Origin of the sequence: Stenotrophomonas sp. GD04024 (assembly GCF_029837545.1) — a bacterium.
GTDB classification, from domain to species: Bacteria; Pseudomonadota; Gammaproteobacteria; order Xanthomonadales; family Xanthomonadaceae; genus Stenotrophomonas; species Stenotrophomonas forensis.
Genome location: NZ_JAOEDV010000028.1, coordinates 13,428 through 31,143, shown reverse-complemented (window position 1 = coordinate 31,143; position 17,716 = coordinate 13,428). Strand labels below are relative to the sequence as shown.

Annotated in this window: 9 protein-coding genes; 6 read left to right on the top strand and 3 right to left on the bottom strand. The window is 66.1% G+C overall.

The annotated features are described in order from the left end of the window. Window positions 1-33: 33 nt before the first annotated feature. Both N7590_RS11245 and N7590_RS11240 read right to left on the bottom strand, forming a co-directional pair. Window positions 34-807 (bottom strand): NAD kinase, encoded by a 774-nt coding sequence (locus N7590_RS11245; RefSeq protein ID WP_053511333.1) that lies wholly within the window; start codon window positions 805-807, stop codon window positions 34-36. 383 nt (window positions 808-1,190) lie between these two features. Then, window positions 1,191-6,167, bottom strand: a complete 4,977-nt coding sequence (locus N7590_RS11240) for an NAD-glutamate dehydrogenase domain-containing protein (RefSeq protein ID WP_279935509.1) — start codon at window positions 6,165-6,167, stop codon at window positions 1,191-1,193. Between the two features lie 250 nt (window positions 6,168-6,417). Here N7590_RS11240 and N7590_RS11235 point away from each other — a divergent pair, with 250 nt between their 5' ends. Genes N7590_RS11235 through N7590_RS11225 form a run of 3 tightly spaced genes read left to right on the top strand, consistent with a single transcriptional unit; the run spans window position 6,418 to window position 11,531 of the window. Then, window positions 6,418-7,074 (top strand): TetR/AcrR family transcriptional regulator, encoded by a 657-nt coding sequence (locus tag N7590_RS11235; RefSeq protein WP_008265285.1) that lies wholly within the window; start codon window positions 6,418-6,420, stop codon window positions 7,072-7,074. Continuing rightward, window positions 7,074-8,342 carry an efflux RND transporter periplasmic adaptor subunit gene (locus N7590_RS11230; RefSeq protein ID WP_164240944.1) on the top strand — a complete coding sequence of 423 codons (1,269 nt, stop codon included), beginning with the start codon at window positions 7,074-7,076 and terminating at the stop codon, window positions 8,340-8,342. The genes N7590_RS11235 and N7590_RS11230 overlap by 1 nt, the downstream gene beginning before the upstream one ends. A 15-nt stretch (window positions 8,343-8,357) precedes the next feature. Next, window positions 8,358-11,531, top strand: a complete 3,174-nt coding sequence (locus N7590_RS11225; RefSeq protein ID WP_008267324.1) for a multidrug efflux RND transporter permease subunit — start codon at window positions 8,358-8,360, stop codon at window positions 11,529-11,531. Window positions 11,532-11,664: 133 nt separating this feature from the next. Here N7590_RS11225 and N7590_RS11220 read toward each other — a convergent pair whose 3' ends face one another. Next, entirely contained in the window at window positions 11,665-12,813 is a 1,149-nt protein-coding gene (locus N7590_RS11220) for an acyl-CoA dehydrogenase family protein (protein ID WP_164240943.1), read from the bottom strand. A gap of 153 nt (window positions 12,814-12,966) precedes the next feature. On the opposite strand from N7590_RS11220, the gene N7590_RS11215 reads away from it, so the two are divergent. The 3 genes from N7590_RS11215 to metH are packed head-to-tail and all read left to right on the top strand — an operon-like array spanning window position 12,967 to window position 17,684. Continuing rightward, the gene (locus N7590_RS11215; protein ID WP_053511095.1) at window positions 12,967-13,896 is read left to right on the top strand and encodes a metalloregulator ArsR/SmtB family transcription factor; all 930 of its coding nucleotides are present in this window, start codon (window positions 12,967-12,969) and stop codon (window positions 13,894-13,896) included. A gap of 12 nt (window positions 13,897-13,908) precedes the next feature. Beyond that, window positions 13,909-15,003 carry a homocysteine S-methyltransferase family protein gene (locus N7590_RS11210; protein WP_164240942.1) on the top strand — a complete coding sequence of 365 codons (1,095 nt, stop codon included), beginning with the start codon at window positions 13,909-13,911 and terminating at the stop codon, window positions 15,001-15,003. Next, window positions 15,000-17,684, top strand: coding sequence for a methionine synthase (metH, locus tag N7590_RS11205; RefSeq protein ID WP_279935503.1), 2,685 nt, complete (start codon window positions 15,000-15,002; stop codon window positions 17,682-17,684). Before N7590_RS11210 ends, metH begins: the two co-directional genes overlap by 4 nt. Window positions 17,685-17,716: the final 32 nt, after the last annotated feature.

The window sequence follows — 17,716 nt, the reverse complement described above, 5'->3', positions numbered from 1 at the left end:
CAAGCGGTCGGCACGGCCGGCCGCCCATTGTCCTCAAAAAACGAACTGTTCGCTCAGGATCCGGTCTTCCAGGTTGTGCTCCGGGTCGAACAGCAGGGTCACGCGGCGGTCCTTCGACTCACGGATGGTCACTTCGACCACGTCGCGGGTCTCGTGCGAATCGGCGGTCACGCTGACCGGGCGCTTGTAGGGATCGAGCACACGGAAGCGCACTTCGGTATCGGCCTTGAGGATCGCCCCGCGCCAGCGTCGCGGTCGGTACGGAGCCAGCGGCGTCAGCGCGATGGTGTGCGAGCCCAGCGGCAGCACCGGGCCGTGCGCGGAATAGTTGTAGGCGGTGCTGCCGGCCGGGGTGGCCACCAGCACGCCGTCGCCGATCAGCTCGGCCACGCGTTCCTGGCCGTTCAGATCGATGCCGATATGCGCAGCCTGCCGGGTCTGGCGCAGCAGCGACACGTCGTTGTAGGCCAGCGAACCGGTGCTGGTACCCGACTCGGTCAGCGCCACCATTTCCAGCGGGCGCAGGTTGGCCGGCTCGGCGCGGGCAATGCGCGCATGCACGTCATCGTCGCCGCGGTACTGGTTCATCAGGAAGCCGACCGTGCCCAGCTTCATGCCGAACACCGGCTTGCCCAGGTGCCCGTGCCGGTGCAGGGTCTGCAGCATGAAGCCATCACCGCCCAGCGGGCACAGCACGTCGGCCTGCTCGGGCGCGTAGTCGCCATAGCGCGAGACCATCGCCGCGCGGGCCATCTGCGCCGGTTCGGTGGTGCTGGCCAGGAAAGCGATGCGGGGGGAGTCGCTCATCGGTGGATCCGGGGGAGGCATGAGGGAGAGCATAACCGAGCGCCGGGGGTTGGACCCCGCTGGGCGGATGACCGGCCCGTCCGCCGGGACACGCCATAAACCCATCCATGGGGGCTCGGTCGCGCCATCCATGGCGCTCACGGTCCCGGCGGACGGGCCGGTCATCCACCTGACAGGTTGCCGGCCGGCGTCGGGTCAGTGATCGCAGAAAAACAGGCAGAAACAGAACGGCCCCGCTTTCGCGGGGCCGTTCCTCCAACTGCTGCAGATCAGGAGCCCCCCTGAGTCAGGGGGGCGCGCCAACGGCGCGGGGGTCTGGGAGCATGGTTGGCATGGGGCCCACGGTTTGCAGAGCAAACCGTGGGGCGTCAGCGCGAATGCGCTTACGCACCATGCGCAGCCAGCTGGCCCAGGCGCTGCACCGCGACCGAGACGGTCGGGTAGTCCAGGGTCTTCTGCTCGGCCAATTCGGCCAGCATCGCCAGGGTGAAGCGCAGGCTGTTGTCGTCACGGCCCATCCAGGCTGCGACCTTGGCTTCAGCGCTGCTGCCCTTGGTGCCCAGCACCTGGCCGGCCAGGTTGCGGTGATTGGCCGCCAGCTCGTCGCGCAGCACGCCACGTGCCACCGCATGCCAACGGCCGTTGACCTCCAGCGCATCAACCTGCTCGAACAGCCACGGCAGCTGCAGGGCGTCGCCCAGGCGGAAGTGGACCTTGGACACGTCCACCGGCTTCAGCTTGCGGGTACGCGCCAGTTCGATGATGTCGAACGCCGGCTCCAGGAAGTGCAGTTCGGCCAGCTGCTGCGCCAGCGCGGACGGCAGGCCCTTTTCCTTCCACTCGGCCACCAGGGCTTCGTAGGTCGGACGCTGCGAATCCGGCAGCACGCCCGAAGCGACGCGGATGTCGTTGAACGGACCCTGGTAGCGGTTGACCGCTTCGGTGATGCCCGGCATCGCGCCCGGGCGCGACAGCAGCCAGCGCACGAACGAACGCTGCAGCTTCCAGATCACTTCCAGTGCATCGATCTGCACCGACTCCGGCACCTTGCCGTCGAGGGCATCGATCTGCGCCCACAGCGCGCGGGCATCCAGCGTCTCGCGGCTGATGGTGTAGGCCTTGGCGACCTCGGCGATGGAACGGCCGGTGTCTTCCTGCATGCGCATCAGGAAGGTCGCGCCCATGCGGTTGATGGTCTGGTTGGTCACGGCCGTGGCGATGATTTCACGCTTCAGGCGGTGACGCTCCATCGCGTCGGCATACTTCTTCTGCAGCGGGGTCGGGAAGTAGCGCTGCAGTTCCTTGGACAGGTACGGATCTTCCGGGATGTCCGAATCCAGCAGCTGGGCGAATGCCACCAGCTTGGAATAGGACAGCAGCACCGACAGTTCCGGACGGGTCAGGCCCTGGCCGCGTGCCTTGCGCTGCGACAGCTCGGCATCGGACGGCAGGAACTCGATCTGGCGATCGAGCAGGCCCTGCTGTTCAAGGGTGCGGATGAAGTGCTGCTTGGAACCCAGGCGCTTGACCGCCATCCGCTCCATCAGGCTCAGCGCCTGGTTCTGGCGGTAGTTGTCGTTGAGCACCAGCTCGGCGACTTCGTCGGTCATCGAGGCCAGCAGCTTGTTGCGCTGCTCGACGGTCAGCTTCTTGGCCCGCACCACATCGTTGAGCAGGATCTTGATGTTGACTTCGTGGTCGGAGGTGTCGACACCGGCCGAGTTGTCGATGAAGTCGGTGTTGAGCAGCACGCCGGCCTGTGCGGCTTCGATGCGGCCCAGCTGGGTCATGCCCAGGTTGCCGCCCTCGCCCACCACCTTGCAGCGCAGCTCGCCACCGTTCACGCGCAGGGCGTTGTTGGCGCGGTCGCCGACATCGCTGTGCTGCTCGCTGGCGGCCTTGACGTAGGTACCGATGCCGCCGTTCCACAGCAGGTCGACCGGTGCCTTCAGGATCGCGCTCATCAGATCGTTCGGCGACAGCGCCTTGACGTTGTCGTCCAGGCCCAGCGCTTCACGCACCTGCGGGGTGATCTCGATCGACTTCAGGCTGCGCGGATAGATGCCGCCGCCCTTGCTGATCAGCTTGGCATCGTAGTCCGCCCAGCTCGAACGCGGCACGGTGAACAGGCGCTCACGCTCGACGAACGTGGTGGCCGCATCCGGGTTCGGGTCCAGGAAGATGTGGCGGTGGTCGAATGCTGCAACCAGGCGGATGTGGCGCGACAACAGCATGCCGTTGCCGAACACGTCGCCGGACATGTCGCCGACGCCGACCGCGGTGAAGTCCTGGGTCTGGCTGTCACGGCCCAGCGCACGGAAGTGGCGCTTGACCGACTCCCACGCACCGCGAGCGGTGATGCCCATGCCCTTGTGGTCGTAACCCACCGAACCACCGGAGGCGAATGCATCGCCCATCCAGAAGCCGTGCGCGATGGCCAGGCCGTTGGCGATGTCGGAGAAGGTCGCGGTGCCCTTGTCGGCGGCCACCACCAGGTACGGATCGTCCATGTCGTGGCGCACGACATCCACCGGCGGCACGATCTTGTTGTTGACGATGTTGTCGGTGATGTCCAGCAGGCCCTGGATGAACAGCTTGTAGCAGGCCACGCCATTGGCGAAGACCGCGTCGCGGTCACCATTGACCGGCGGGGTCTTGGCGAAGAAGCCGCCCTTCGCGCCGACCGGCACGATGACGGTGTTCTTGACCATCTGCGCCTTGACCAGGCCCAGCACTTCGGTACGGAAGTCTTCGCGACGGTCCGACCAGCGCAGGCCACCACGGGCGACCGCGCCGAAGCGCAGGTGAGTACCTTCCACGCGCGGGCCGTAGACGAAGATTTCGCGGTACGGGCGCGGCTTCGGCAGGTCCGGCACCAGCGCCGAATCGAACTTGAAGCTGATCACGTGGCCGTGCTGGCCGTTGGCATCGGTCTGGTAGTAGCTGGTGCGCAGGGTCGCGTCGATCACGCCCATGAAAGAACGCAGGATGCGGTCTTCGTCCAGGCTGGACACACGGTCCATCAGCTTCAGCAGCGCATCGCGCGCGGCCTGCATCTGCGCCTCGCGGTCACCCTTGCGGGCGTCGACCACGGTCTTGAGCACCTTCAGGGTGGCGTCGTCGCCGGCGGCCAGCACATCGAGGTGGGCCTTCAGCTGCACCTGGCCGGCGGCGATGTCGTCCTTGCTCTCGTGGCCGGTGGCCGGATCGAAGCGGGCTTCGAACAGTTCCACCAGCAGGCGAGCCAGCAGCGGGTAGCGGGCAAAGGTGCCTTCCACATACGCCTGCGAGAACGGCACGCCGGTCTGCAGCAGGTACTTGCAGTAGCCACGCAGCATGGCGACCTGGCGCCAGTGCAGGCCGGCAGCCAGCACCAGGCGGTTGAAGCCGTCGTTCTCGGCATCGCCGTGCCAGACGCGGGCGAAGGTCTCGCCGAAGGCTTCATCGACGCTGGCGGCATCGATCGCGCCGGCGGTCGATTCGACCTCGAAGTCCTGCACGTACACCGGGGCGTTGTCGACCGACAGGCGGTACGGACGCTCGGCGATCACGCGCAGGCCCATGTTTTCCATCATCGGCAGCGCGTCCGACAGCGGGATGTCGTCCAGCTGGCGGTACAGCTTCAGGCGCAGGCCATCGCCGCTTTCGCGCGGTACCGCCTGCAGGCTCAGGCGCAGGTCGTCCGGGCCGGTCAGGGCGTCGAGCTGGCTGACATCGTTGGCGGCAACGGCGGTGCTGTTGTCTTCGATGTAACCGGCCGGCAGCGCCTTGCCGATGCGGGCGGCGATGCGCAGGCCTTCGGTTTCGCCGTGGCGGGTCACCAGCGCTTCGCGCAGGTCGTCCTGCCAGTTGCGCAGCACCTGGGCCAGCTTCTGCTCCAGTTCGGCGGTATCGACGTCGAGCATTTCACCCGGCTTCGGACGCACGATCAGGTGCACCTGGGCCAGCGGCGATTCGCCCAGCACCACCGAGCTGTCGACGTACTCGCCGTGCAGCGCGTCCTTCAGCATCGCTTCGATGCGCAGGCGCACGTCGGTGTTGAAGCGCTCGCGCGGCAGGTAGACCAGTGCGGAAATGAAACGGCTGTACTTGTCACGGCGCAGGAACAGGCGGCTGCGCACGCGCTCCTGCAGGCCCAGCACGCCCATCGCGGTGCGGAACAGTTCGTCCTCGCTGGACTGGAACAGCTCTTCGCGCGGCAGGGTTTCCAGGATGTGGCGCAGCGCCTTGCCACTGTGGCTGGCCGGGGCCAGGCCCGACTGCTTCATCACATGCTCGTGGCGCTGGCGCACCAGCGGGATCTCCCACGGGCGACGGTTGTAGGCGCTGGAGGTGAACAGGCCGAGGAAGCGCTGCTCGCCGATGATCTTGCCCTTGGCGTCGAATTCCAGCACGCCGATGTAGTCCATGTAGCCAGCGCGGTGCACGCGCGAACGGGCATTGGTCTTGGTCAGGATCAGCGCGTCCTTCAGCCCGGAGGTGGCGTTCAGGCCCTGCGCGGCCAGCGTCTTGACCGGACGGGCGGCGGACTTGTCCTTGCCGCGCATCAGGCCCAGGCCGGTGTCGTTCAGCGGTGCCAGCACATCTTCCTTGCCCTGCTTCTCGACGCGGTATTCGCGGTAGCCGAAGAAGGTGAAGTGGTTGTCGGCGGCCCAGCGCAGGAATTCCTGTGCTTCCTTGCGCGAGGCATCGTCGACCGGCAGCTGGCGCTTGCCCAGGTCGTCGGCCAGCGCCAGCGCCTTGTCCTTCATCGGCTGCCAGTCGCGCACGATCGCACGCACTTCATCCAGCGCCTTGTTGATGGCCTGCTCGATGGCGGCCATGGCTTCGGCCGGCTGACGGTCGATCTCCAGCAGCATCACCGATTCGGCATCACCCTCGCCGACCTTGACCAGCTTGCCGGCCTTGTCGCGGGTGAAGCGCAGCACCGGGTGGCCCAGCACGTGGACGCCGACGCCCTGCTCGGCCAGCGACATGGTGACGGTATCGACAAGGAACGGCATGTCGTCGTTGACGATCTGCAGCACCGTGTGCGGCGATTCCCAACCGTTGGCCTTCGCGGTCGGATTGAACACGCGGACGTTGGCCTTGCCGGCCTTGCGGGCACGGGCGAATTCCAGCGTCTCAGCCGCGAGAGCGGCCCACTCTTCAGCGCTGTGGTGCGGGAACTCGTCCGACTCCATGCGCTTGTAGAAGTCAGTGGCGAAGGCCACTGCTTCGGCCTGTGCGGCCGCGGGGTAGCGCTTGCGCAAGGCCGTGTACACCGGCTCCAGGGAGAAACCAGCGGTCACTGCGACCTCCGACTCTGCTGGTTTGGTCTTGTTTTTCACGGTCTTGGCTGCGGTTTTTTGCGGTTTCATGGCAGAGCGATGCGCTTGCTCAGTTGGGAAAATGAAATTGTAGCCCTACCACGCGAAAAGGCCTTGCTGCAGGACGGAATAAGCAGATTCGGGTTTGCTGCGGTTTAGACGCCTATTCAGTTCGCACCGGTATGGTCGTGGCACCCGTTTCAGCACTGCAGACAGGATCGGCAAAGCGTGTTACCGGAAGACACACGCGGCGACGCCGATGCGATTCCACAATCCTGAACTGGACGGTATAGTCCACCGCGTGAATCCGGCCTACCTTCCCGTTGCCCTCGACGCACGCGATGAGCGCGTGTTCGACGCCGTGCGCGAACTGCTGGCGCAGCAGGGCATGCAGATGAGCATGGACGCGGTGGCCCAGCAGGCAGGCTGTTCCAAGCAGACCCTGTATTCGCGCTACGGCAACAAGCAGCAACTGCTGCGCCGGGTGATGCAGCGCCACGTCGGCCACGCCACCGGAGCCATGGTCCGTGCACTCCGCACTGACGACCTGCGTGCCAGCCTGCTCCAGTTCGCCACCGACTTCCTGGAGCATTTCAGCCAACCGCACGTAGGACAGGCCTGTCGGCTGATCGCCGCCGACGCGTCCCAGTTTCCCGAAGAGGCGCGTACGCTGTACCGGCATGGCGCCGGCGCGCTGACGCTTCATCTTGCTGAATGGATTGAAACCGTTTGCATGCAAGGCCAGCTACGGCATGACGACCCGCACTTCATGGCCGAGCTGCTGCTGAGCATGATCGCCGGTCAGGATTTCGACAAACAGCGCTTCCATACCCCCCACCGTGATGACGCGCTGCTGCGTCGGCGCTGGGCAGAGTTCTCCGTCGACAGCTTCCTGCGCGCGTTCGCGCCACAGCCGTCGCCGGCCCCGTCTACAAACCAACCCCGGAGTTCCTCCTGATGACCGCCCCACTCCGCACCCTTGCCTTGACGTGCGCCGTTGCTGTCGCTCTGGCCGCCTGCAAGAAGCCGGAACAGCAGACGCCCCCGCCGCCGGAGGTGGGCGTCATCGACGCCAAGCCGCAGACCCTGCCGCTGCAGCGCGAGCTGGTCGGCCGCCTGTCGCCGTTCCGCAGCGCCGACGTGCGCGCGCGCGTTCCGGGCGTGCTGCTCAAGCGCGTCTACCAGGAAGGCTCCCAGGTCAAGCAGGGCCAGACCCTGTTCCTGATCGACCCGGCGCCGCTGCGTGCCTCGCTCAACGCCTCCGAAGCCCAGCTGGCCTCGGCCCGTGCCACCTATGCCAACGCCAAGGTCGCCGCCGACCGTGCGCGCTCGCTGGCCCCGCAGCAGTTCGTCTCCAAGTCCGACCTGGACAACGCCGAGTCGGCCGAGCGCACCGCCCTGGCCGCGGTCAAGCAGGCCGAGGCCGCGTTGACCTCCTCGCGCATCAATCTGGGCTACACCGAAGTGACCGCCCCGATCAGCGGCGTGGCCAACAAGCAGCAGGTCACCGAAGGTGCGCTGGTCGGCCAGGGCGATGTGACCCTGCTGACCACCGTCGACCAGCTCGACCCGTTGTACGTGAACTTCTCGCTGAGCGTCGATGAGCTGACCCAGCTGCGTGCGCAGCAGGCCAAGGGCGCACTGGCCCTGTCCGGCGATGGCAAGGCTACCGTCAGCGTCAAGCTGGCCGACGGCACCACCTACAGCGAGCCGGGCACGCTGGACTTCTCCTCGACCACGGTCGATCCGGCCACCGGCGCGGTCTCGCTGCGCGCGCTGCTGCCGAACCCGCAGCAGATCCTGCTGCCGGGCGCCTTCGTCAGCTTCCAGGCCAACCTGGGCGAGCGCAACAACGCCTACCTGGTGCCGCAGCAGGCGCTGCTGCGCGACACCACCGGCGGCTACGTGATGGTGGTCGGCACCGACGGCAAGGTGGTGCGCAAGAACGTCAAGACCGATGGCGCGCAGAACGGCAACTGGCTGGTCAGCGACGGCCTGGCCGCCGGTGACAAGGTGATCGTGGCCGGCGTGCAGAAGGTCAAGGAAGGTGCACCGGCGGTGGCCAAGCCGTGGACCCCGGGGCAGGACGCCAATGGCAAGCCTGGCGCAGGTGGCGCTGCTCCGGCAGGCGCTGCGCCGGCCGCGGGCAAGGCTCCGGCCGACGCCGCCAAGCCGGAGCAGGCCGATGCGGCCAAGCCGGCCGCCACCGATTCGAACAAGCAGTAACGGGAACCTTCCGTCATGCCTAAATTTTTCATCGAGCATCCAGTCTTCGCCTGGGTGGTTGCGATCCTGATCTCGCTCAGCGGCGTGATCGCGATCCTCAACCTGGGCGTGGAGTCCTATCCCAACATCGCCCCGCCGCAGGTGACCGTCTCGGCCACCTACCCGGGCGCCAGCGCGGACACCACCGAGAAGTCGGTCACCCAGGTGATCGAGCAGCAGCTGACCGGTATCGATCACCTGCTGTACTTCAGCTCTTCCTCGTCCTCCAACGGCCGGGCGCAGATCACCCTGACCTTCGAGACCGGTACCGATCCGGACATCGCCCAGGTGCAGGTGCAGAACAAGGTATCGCTGGCCACGCCACGCCTGCCTTCGGAAGTGACCCAGCAGGGCGTGGTGGTGGCCAAGGCCAACGCCGGCTTCCTGATGGTGGTGGCACTGCAGTCCGATACACCGACCATCAACCGTGATGCCCTGAACGACATCGTCGGTTCGCGCGTGCTCGACCAGGTCTCGCGTATCCCCGGCGTCGGCAGCACCCAGCAGTTCGGTTCCGAGTACGCCATGAACATCTGGCTGAACCCGGAAAAGATGCAGGGCTACGGCCTGTCGGCCAGCCAGGTGCTGGCGGCGGTGCGCGCACAGAATGTGCAGTTCGCCGCGGGTGCACTGGGTTCGGACCCGTCGCCGGAGGGCCAGCACTTCACCGCCACGGTCTCGGCCGAAGGCCGCTTCAGTTCGCCGCAGGAGTTCGAGAACATCATCCTGCGCGCCAACGCTGACGGCTCGCGCGTGCTGTTGAAGGACATCGCCCGGGTCGCCTTCGGTGCCAACAACTACGGCTTCGATACCCAGTACAACGGCAAGCCGACCGGTGCCTTCGCCATCCAGCTGCTGCCAGGCGCCAACGCCCTGAACGTTGCCGAAGCGGTGCGCGGCAAGATGGACGAGCTGCAGCCCAGCTTCCCGTCCGGCGTGACCTGGTTCTCGCCGTACGACAGCACCACCTTCGTCAAGATCTCGATCCAGGAAGTGGTCAAGACCCTGTTCGAAGCGGTGTTGCTGGTGTTCCTGGTGATGCTGATCTTCCTGCAGAACTTCCGCGCCACCCTGATCCCGACCCTGGTCATCCCGGTGGCCCTGCTCGGCACCTTCCTGGGCATGTGGATGATCGGCTTCACGATCAACCAGCTGACCCTGTTCGCGATGGTGCTGGCGATCGGCATCGTGGTCGACGACGCGATCGTGGTGATCGAGAACGTCGAGCGCATCATGTCCGAGGAAGGCCTGGCGCCGAAGCCGGCCACGCAGAAGGCGATGACCCAGATCACCGGCGCGGTGGTGGCGATCACCGTGGTGCTGGCCGCGGTGTTCATCCCGTCCGCCCTGCAGGGCGGCGCGGCAGGTGAGATCTACAAGCAGTTCGCGCTGACCATCGCCATCTCGATGGCGTTCTCGGCGTTCCTGGCCCTGGGCTTCACCCCGGCGCTGTGCGCGACCTTCCTCAAGCCGACGCACAACGACAACCCGAACATCATCTACCGCACCTTCAACAAGTACTACGACAAGATCAGCCACACCTATGTGGGCCACATCACCTCGGCGGTGCGCCACGCGCCGCGCTGGATGATCCTGTTCGTGGTGCTGACCGCGCTGTGCGGCTTCCTGTTCACCCGCATGCCGGGCAGCTTCCTGCCGGAAGAGGACCAGGGCTACGCACTGGCGATCGTGCAGCTGCCGCCGGGCTCGACCAAGGGCCAGACCAACGAAGTGTTCGCGCAGATGCGTGGCATCCTGGAAAAGCAGGATGGCTATGAAGGCATGCTGCAGGTGGCCGGCTTCAGCTTCGTCGGTTCCGGCGAGAACGTGGGCATGGGCTTCATCCGCCTGAAGCCGTGGGAAGAACGCAAGTTCACCGCGCCGGAGTTCATCCAGAACATGAACGGCGCGTTCTACGGCATCAAGGAAGCGCAGATCTTCGTGGTCAACCTGCCCACCGTGCAGGGCCTCGGCCAGTTCGGTGGCTTCGACATGTGGCTGCAGGACCGTAGCGGTGCCGGCTACGAACAGCTGACCCAGGCGCGCAACATCCTGCTGGGCAAGGCCGCGCAGAAGCCCGAAGCACTGGTCGGCGTGCGTCCGAACGGGCTGGAAAACGCCCCGCAGCTGCAGCTGCACGTGGACCGCGTGCAGGCGCAGTCGATGGGCATGTCGGTGTCGGACGTGTACAGCACCATCCAGCTGATGCTGGCCCCGGTGTACGTCAACGACTTCTTCTACGAGGGCCGCATCAAGCGCGTCACGATGCAGGCCGATGGCCCGTACCGCACGGGCCAGGAGTCGCTGAAGAGCTTCTACAGCCCGTCCAGCCTGACCACCAATGCCGATGGCACCAACGCGATGATCCCGCTCAACACGGTGGTCAAGTCCGAATGGGTGTCGGCATCGCCATCGCTGAGCCGCTACAACGGCTACTCGGCGATCAACATCGTCGGTTCGCAGGCCCCGGGCACCAGTTCGGGTGAAGCGATGCAGACCATGGAGGCGATCGTCAACGACGACCTGCCGGCCGGCTTCGGCTACGACTGGTCCGGCATGTCCTACCAGGAAATCCTGGCCGGCAACGCCGCCACCCTGCTGCTGGTGCTGTCGATCGTCGTGGTGTTCCTGTGCCTTGCGGCGCTGTACGAAAGCTGGTCGATTCCGGTGGCGGTGCTGCTGGTGGTGCCGCTGGGCGTGCTCGGCGCACTGGGCCTGTCGATGCTGCGTGGCCTGCCCAACGACCTGTTCTTCAAGATCGGCCTGATCACCGTGATCGGCCTGGCGGCGAAGAACGCGATCCTGATCGTGGAGTTCGCGGTGGAGCAGCGTGCAGCGGGCAAGAACCTGCGCGATGCCACCATCGAGGCGGCACGCCTGCGTTTCCGCCCGATCCTGATGACGTCGTTCGCGTTCATCATGGGCGTGATCCCGATGGCGATCTCCACCGGCGCCGGTGCCAACTCCCGCCACGCCATCGGTACCGGCGTGATCGGCGGCATGCTGTTCGCCACCCTGCTCGGCCTGCTGATGATCCCGGTGTTCTTCGTGGTCGTGCGGCGCATGCTGGGCGACAAGCTGGATGAACCCTCCAAGGAGTTCATGGAACGCCAGCGCGACGCCGAAAGTGCCCACCGCCCGGATCGTTGATCCGGCGCTGGGTTGAAACGAAAAGGCCCCGGAGCGATCCGGGGCCTTTTTCATTCGTGCCATGAAGCCGGTAGTCGCCAACCTTGGTTGGCACCGCTGGATCCCAACCAAGGTTGGCATCTACCAGAGCGGATCAGCGCAGCCCGGTCTCGTTGCGGGCGATCACCAGGCGCTGGATTTCCGAGGTGCCTTCATAGATCTCGGTGATCTTGGCATCACGGAAGTAACGCTCCAGCGGCATTTCCTTCGAATAGCCCATGCCGCCATGGATCTGCACCGCCTGGTGGGTGATCCACATCGCCGCTTCCGAGGCGGTCAGCTTGGCCACCGCCGCTTCGGTGCTGAAGCGCTTGCCCTGGCCCTTCACCCATGCCGCGCGCAGGGTCAGCAGCAGGGCTGCATCCAGCTTGCACTTCATGTCGGCGATCTTGGCCTGGGTCATCTGGAAAGTACCGATGGCCGCGCCAAAGGCCTTGCGCTCCTTCACGTATTCCAGGGTCGCTTCATAGGCGGCCCGTGCGATGCCGATGGCCTGCGAGGCAATGCCGATGCGGCCGGCGTCGAGCACGCTCATGGCGATCTTGAAGCCCTCGCCCTCCTGGCCCAGCACATCATCGGCCGCGGCCACGTAGTCGTTGAACTCGATCTCGCAGGTGGCCGAAGCACGGATGCCCAGCTTCGGTTCGGTCTTGCCACGACCGAAGCCGGCCTTGTCGGTATCGATGATGAAGGCAGTGATGCCACGCGCGCCCTTGTCCGGCTCGCTCATCGCGAACAGCACGATGTACTTGGCCACCGGGCCGGAGGTGATCCAGCTCTTCTTGCCGTTGATGACGAAGCCGCCATCGGCCTGCTTCACCGCGCGGCAACGCATTGCGGTCGCGTCCGAGCCCGACTGCGGCTCGGTCAGCGCGAACGCACCGATGGCCTCACCCTCGGCGATCGCACGCACATAGGTCTGCTTCTGCGCCTCGGTACCGTGGGTAAGGATGCCGTTGCAGAACAGCGAATTGTTGACCGACATTATGGTCGAATGGGCTGCGTCGGCGGCGGCGACCTCTACCATCGCCAGCACGTACGCAACCGGGTCCATGCCCGCACCGCCGTATTCGGTCGGCACTTCGATGCCCATCAGGCCGTTCTCGCCGAGCAGGCGGATGTTGTCCAGCGGGAACTCGCCGGTACGGTCGTGATGCTCCGCACTCGGGGCGATCTTCTCCTGCGCGATGCGCCGCGCCACGTCCTGCAGCATCAACTGCTCTTCAGTAAAGCTGAAATCCACAACACCCTCCCAGGTACATGATGAAGTGGGCCACGCAAGGCGTGCCCGGATGGCCTGATTGTACCGGGGCGCGACGGCTTCCGTACGCCAGCGACTTGACCGCGGCAGGCTCACTCAGCGAATATATCTCTATATCGCGATAGGTAGATATTTATGGATCTTGAAGACTGGTCGACTCGCCTGAAGGTGTTCGCTGATGCGACCCGCGTGCGCCTGCTGGCGCTGCTGGAGCAGGAAGAGCTGACCGTGGCCGAGCTGTCGGCGATCACCCGCCTGGCGCAGCCGCGCGTGTCCACGCACCTGGCACGCCTGAAGGAAGCCGGCCTGGTCCGCGACCGCCGCGCGGGCGTGTCGGCCTACTACCGCTTCGACGAGGCCCAGCTGGACCCGGCGCAGCGCGCATTGTGGCACGCCTTGAGCAACGGAAGCGATGACCCGCTGCTGCGCCAGGATGCCGAACGGGTGGCCGCGGTGCTGGCCCACCGCGCCGCCGACCAGAACTGGGCCGACAGCGTGGCCGGCGACATGGAACGGCACTACTCTCCGGGACGCACCTGGGAGGCACTGGCCCGGACCGCGCTGCCGCTGCTGGAGACCGGCGACGTACTGGATATCGCGTCCGGCGACGGCGTACTGGCCGAACTCGTCGCCCCCCACGCCAAGCGCTACATCTGCATCGACACCAGCGCACGCGTGGTCGCCGCGGCCAGCGAACGGCTGCGGCGCCTGCCCAACGTGGAAGTGCGCGAGGGTGACATGCATGCCCTGCCGTTCAAGGACGGCAGCTTCGACCTGGTGGTGCTGATGCATGCACTGACCTACGCCAGCAAACCGGCGCAGGCGGTGACCGAAGCCGCACGCGTGCTGCGCTCCGGCGGCCGCCTGCTGCTGTGCAGCCTGGCCCGCCACGAGCACAAGGCGGCGGTGGAGGCCTACGGCCACGTCAACCTCGGCTTCAGCGACAAGGAACTGCGCAGGTTCGTCGACAAGGCCGGGCTGCAGGTGTCCAGCCTGGAAACAGTCACCCGCGAGAAGCGTCCGCCACACTTCGAAGTGATTTCGCTGATCGCCAACAAGCCCTGAGCTGGAGACCGCATGTCCGCCCTGCCGTGGTTGCATCCTGATCGTGCCAATGCCCTGCTCGACGCCCTGCGCGAGCGGATCCTGATCATCGACGGTGCGATGGGCACGATGATCCAGCGCCACGGCCTGCAGGAGGACGATTACCGTGGCGAGCGTTTCGCGGGTGGCTACGACCATGCCCATGGCCCCGGCTGCGACCACGGCGTGCCGGAAGGCCATGACCTGAAGGGCAACAACGACCTGCTGCTGCTGACCCGGCCGGAGGTCATCGCCGACATCCACACGGCCTACCTGGAAGCCGGTGCGGACCTGGTCGAGACCAATACCTTCAACGCAACCTCGGTCAGCCAGGCCGACTATCACCTGCAACACCTGGTGTACGAGCTGAACAAAGCGGGGGCCGCAGTGGCACGCGCGCGCTGCGATGCGGTCGAAGCCACCACGCCGGACAAGCCACGCTTCGTCATCGGGGTGATCGGCCCGACCAGCCGCACCGCTTCCATCAGCCCCGACGTCAACGATCCCGGCTTCCGCAACACCAGCTTCGACGAACTGCGCGACACCTACCGCGAAGCGATCGAGGGCCTGATCGACGGTGGCGCCGACACGCTGATGGTCGAAACCATCTTCGACACGCTCAATGCCAAGGCCGCGCTGTACGCGCTGGAGGAGGCCTTTGACGCACGCGGTGCACGCTTGCCGGTGATGATTTCCGGCACCATCACCGATGCCTCGGGACGCACGCTGTCCGGGCAGACCGCCGAGGCCTTCCATGCGTCGCTGGCGCATGCGCGGCCGCTGTCGATCGGGCTGAACTGCGCATTGGGCGCCGCTGCGATGCGACCGCACGTGGAAACCCTTTCGCAGGTTGCCGAGTGCCATGTCAGCGCCCACCCCAATGCCGGCCTGCCCAATGCCTTCGGCGAGTATGACGAAACACCCGAAGAGATGGCGGCCACCCTGCGTGGCTTCGCCGAGGATGGGCTGTTGAACCTGGTCGGTGGCTGCTGCGGCTCCACCCCCGACCACATCCGCGCCATTGCCGAAGCGGTCGCCGGCCTGCCGCCGCGCGCCCTGCCCGGCAACCAGGAGCAGCAGGCCGCATGAGCACCCCGTCGTATACCCGCCTGTCCGGCCTGGAACCGCTGGTCATCACCCCGGACCTGCTGTTCGTCAACGTCGGTGAGCGCACCAACGTCACCGGCAGCGCCCAGTTCCGCAAGCTGATCAAGGAAGGCCGCTACGAGGAAGCCGTCGATGTGGCCCGCCAGCAGGTGGCCAGCGGCGCGCAGATCCTCGACGTCAACATGGACGAGGGCCTGATCGATTCGGAAGCGGCGATGACCCGCTACCTCAACCTGATCATGTCCGAGCCGGACATCGCGCGTATTCCGGTGATGGTCGACTCGTCCAAGTGGAGCGTGATCGAGGCCGGGCTGAAGTGCCTGCAGGGCAAGAGCGTGGTCAACTCGATCTCGCTGAAGGAAGGCGAGGCCCTGTTCCGCGAGCACGCACGCAAGGTGCTTCGCTACGGCGCCGCCGCAGTGGTGATGGCCTTCGACGAAAGCGGCCAGGCCGATACCTGCGCGCGCAAGGTCGAGATCTGCACCCGCGCCTACCGCATCCTGGTCGACGAGAGCGGCTTCCCGCCGCAGGACATCATCTTCGACCCGAACATCTTCGCCGTCGCCACCGGCATCGAAGAGCACGACAACTACGCGGTGGACTTCATCGAGGCCACCCGCATCATCAAGCAGACGCTGCCGCACTGCCATGTCTCCGGCGGCGTCTCCAACGTGTCCTTCTCGTTCCGCGGCAACGAAACGGTGCGCCAGGCCATCCACTCGGTGTTCCTGTACCACGCGATTGCCGCCGGCATGGACATGGGCATCGTCAACGCCGGTGCCATGCCGATCTACGATGAGCTGGAGCCGGACCTGCGCGAGCGCGTGGAGGATGTGATCCTCAACCGCCGCAGCGATGCGACCGAGCGCCTGCTGGAGATTGCCGAGCGCTACAAGGGCAAGAAGGGCGCGGCGAAAACCGAAGACCTCACCTGGCGCGAAAAGCCGGTGGCGCAGCGCCTGGCGCATGCACTGGTGCACGGCCTGGATGCCTTCGTGGAAGAGGACACCGAGCTGGCGCGGCAGGCCTCCAGCCGCCCGCTGGACGTGATCGAAGGGCCGCTGATGGACGGCATGAACGTGGTCGGCGACCTGTTCGGTGCCGGCAAGATGTTCCTGCCGCAGGTGGTGAAGTCCGCACGCGTGATGAAGAAGGCGGTGGCTTACCTGCTGCCTTACATCGAGGCCGAGAAGGCACGCAGCGGCGATTCGGCCAAGAGCAATGGCCGCATCATCATGGCCACGGTGAAAGGCGATGTGCACGACATCGGCAAGAACATCGTCGGCGTGGTCCTGGCCTGCAACAATTTCGAGGTGATCGATCTGGGCGTCATGGTACCGGCGCAGAAGATCCTCGATGCCGCACGCGAGCATCATGCCGACATCATCGGCCTGTCCGGGCTGATCACCCCATCGCTTGAAGAAATGAGCCACGTCGCACGCGAGATGCAGCGCCAGGGCTTCGACCTTCCGTTGCTGATCGGCGGCGCGACCACCTCCCGCGCGCACACCGCGCTGAAGATCGACCCGCACTACCAGGCCCCCACGATCTGGGTGAAGGACGCCTCGCGCGCGGTGGGCGTGGCCCAGTCGTTGATCTCGCGCGACCTGCGCGAGGCGTTCGTCGCAGCCAACGAGGCCGACTACGCCGAGATCCGCGCGCGCCATCGCAACCGCGGCGACGCCAAGCGCCTGGTCACGCTGGAGCACGCGCGCGGGCAGAAGTTCCAGGGCGGCTGGGACACCTATACGCCGCCTGTGCCCAACCAGCCCGGGCTGCATGTGTTCGACGACTATCCGCTCGCGGAGCTGGTCGACTACATCGACTGGACCCCGTTCTTCCAGGCGTGGGAACTGGCCGGCAAGTTCCCGGCCATCCTCACCGACGAGATCGTCGGCACCCAGGCCAGCGACCTGTACCAGGACGCCCGCGCGATGCTCACCCGCATCGTCGATGAGAAGTGGCTGACCGCCAAGGCGGTGTTCGGGCTGTGGCCGGCCAACAGCATCGGCGACGACGTGCGCGTGCAGCACCCGCAGGGCGAAACCACCCTGCACTTCCTGCGCCAGCAGGTGGACAAGCCGGCCGAGCGCCCGGACTTCTGCCTGGCCGATTTCATTGCCCCGGCCGACAGCGGCAAGCAGGACTGGATCGGCGCGTTCGCGGTCACCGCCGGTATCGGCATCGACGCGCACGTCGCGCGCTTCGAGGCCGAGCATGACGACTACAACGCGATCCTTCTGAAGGCGCTCGCCGACCGCTTCGCCGAGGCGCTGGCCGAGCGCCTGCATCAGCGCGTGCGTACCGGATTCTGGGGATACGACCACGCCGAGACGCTGGACAACGAAGCCCTGATCGACGAGCAGTTCCGCGGCATCCGTCCGGCGCCCGGCTATCCGGCCTGCCCCGAGCACAGCGAGAAGCGCCGGCTGTTCGACCTGCTGCAGGCCGAAGCGAACGCCGGCATGGAACTGACCGAGAGCTTCGCGATGCTGCCTACGGCGGCCGTTTCGGGCTACTACTTCAGCCATCCGCAGAGCCAGTACTTCGTGGTCGGCCGGCTCAGCCGCGAACAGGTCGGCGACTACGCCCGGCGCAAGGGCGTGGACCGCGCCCAGGCCGAACGCTGGCTGGCCTCCAACCTCGACTACGACCCCGAATGACACACAAAGGGGACGGAGGGGATCAAGTCGTT

What these genes read in the sequence shown, in the direction of transcription:
- N7590_RS11245 (WP_053511333.1), bottom strand. Translation starts at nt 807, where the DNA reads ATGAGCGACTCCCCCCGCATCGCTTTCCTGGCCAGCACCACCGAACCG.
- N7590_RS11240 (WP_279935509.1), bottom strand. Translation starts at nt 6,167, where the DNA reads ATGAAACCGCAAAAAACCGCAGCCAAGACCGTGAAAAACAAGACCAAA.
- N7590_RS11230 (WP_164240944.1), top strand. Translation starts at nt 7,074, where the DNA reads ATGACCGCCCCACTCCGCACCCTTGCCTTGACGTGCGCCGTTGCTGTC.
- N7590_RS11225 (WP_008267324.1), top strand. Translation starts at nt 8,358, where the DNA reads ATGCCTAAATTTTTCATCGAGCATCCAGTCTTCGCCTGGGTGGTTGCG.
- N7590_RS11215 (WP_053511095.1), top strand. Translation starts at nt 12,967, where the DNA reads ATGGATCTTGAAGACTGGTCGACTCGCCTGAAGGTGTTCGCTGATGCG.
- N7590_RS11210 (WP_164240942.1), top strand. Translation starts at nt 13,909, where the DNA reads ATGTCCGCCCTGCCGTGGTTGCATCCTGATCGTGCCAATGCCCTGCTC.
- metH (WP_279935503.1), top strand. Translation starts at nt 15,000, where the DNA reads ATGAGCACCCCGTCGTATACCCGCCTGTCCGGCCTGGAACCGCTGGTC.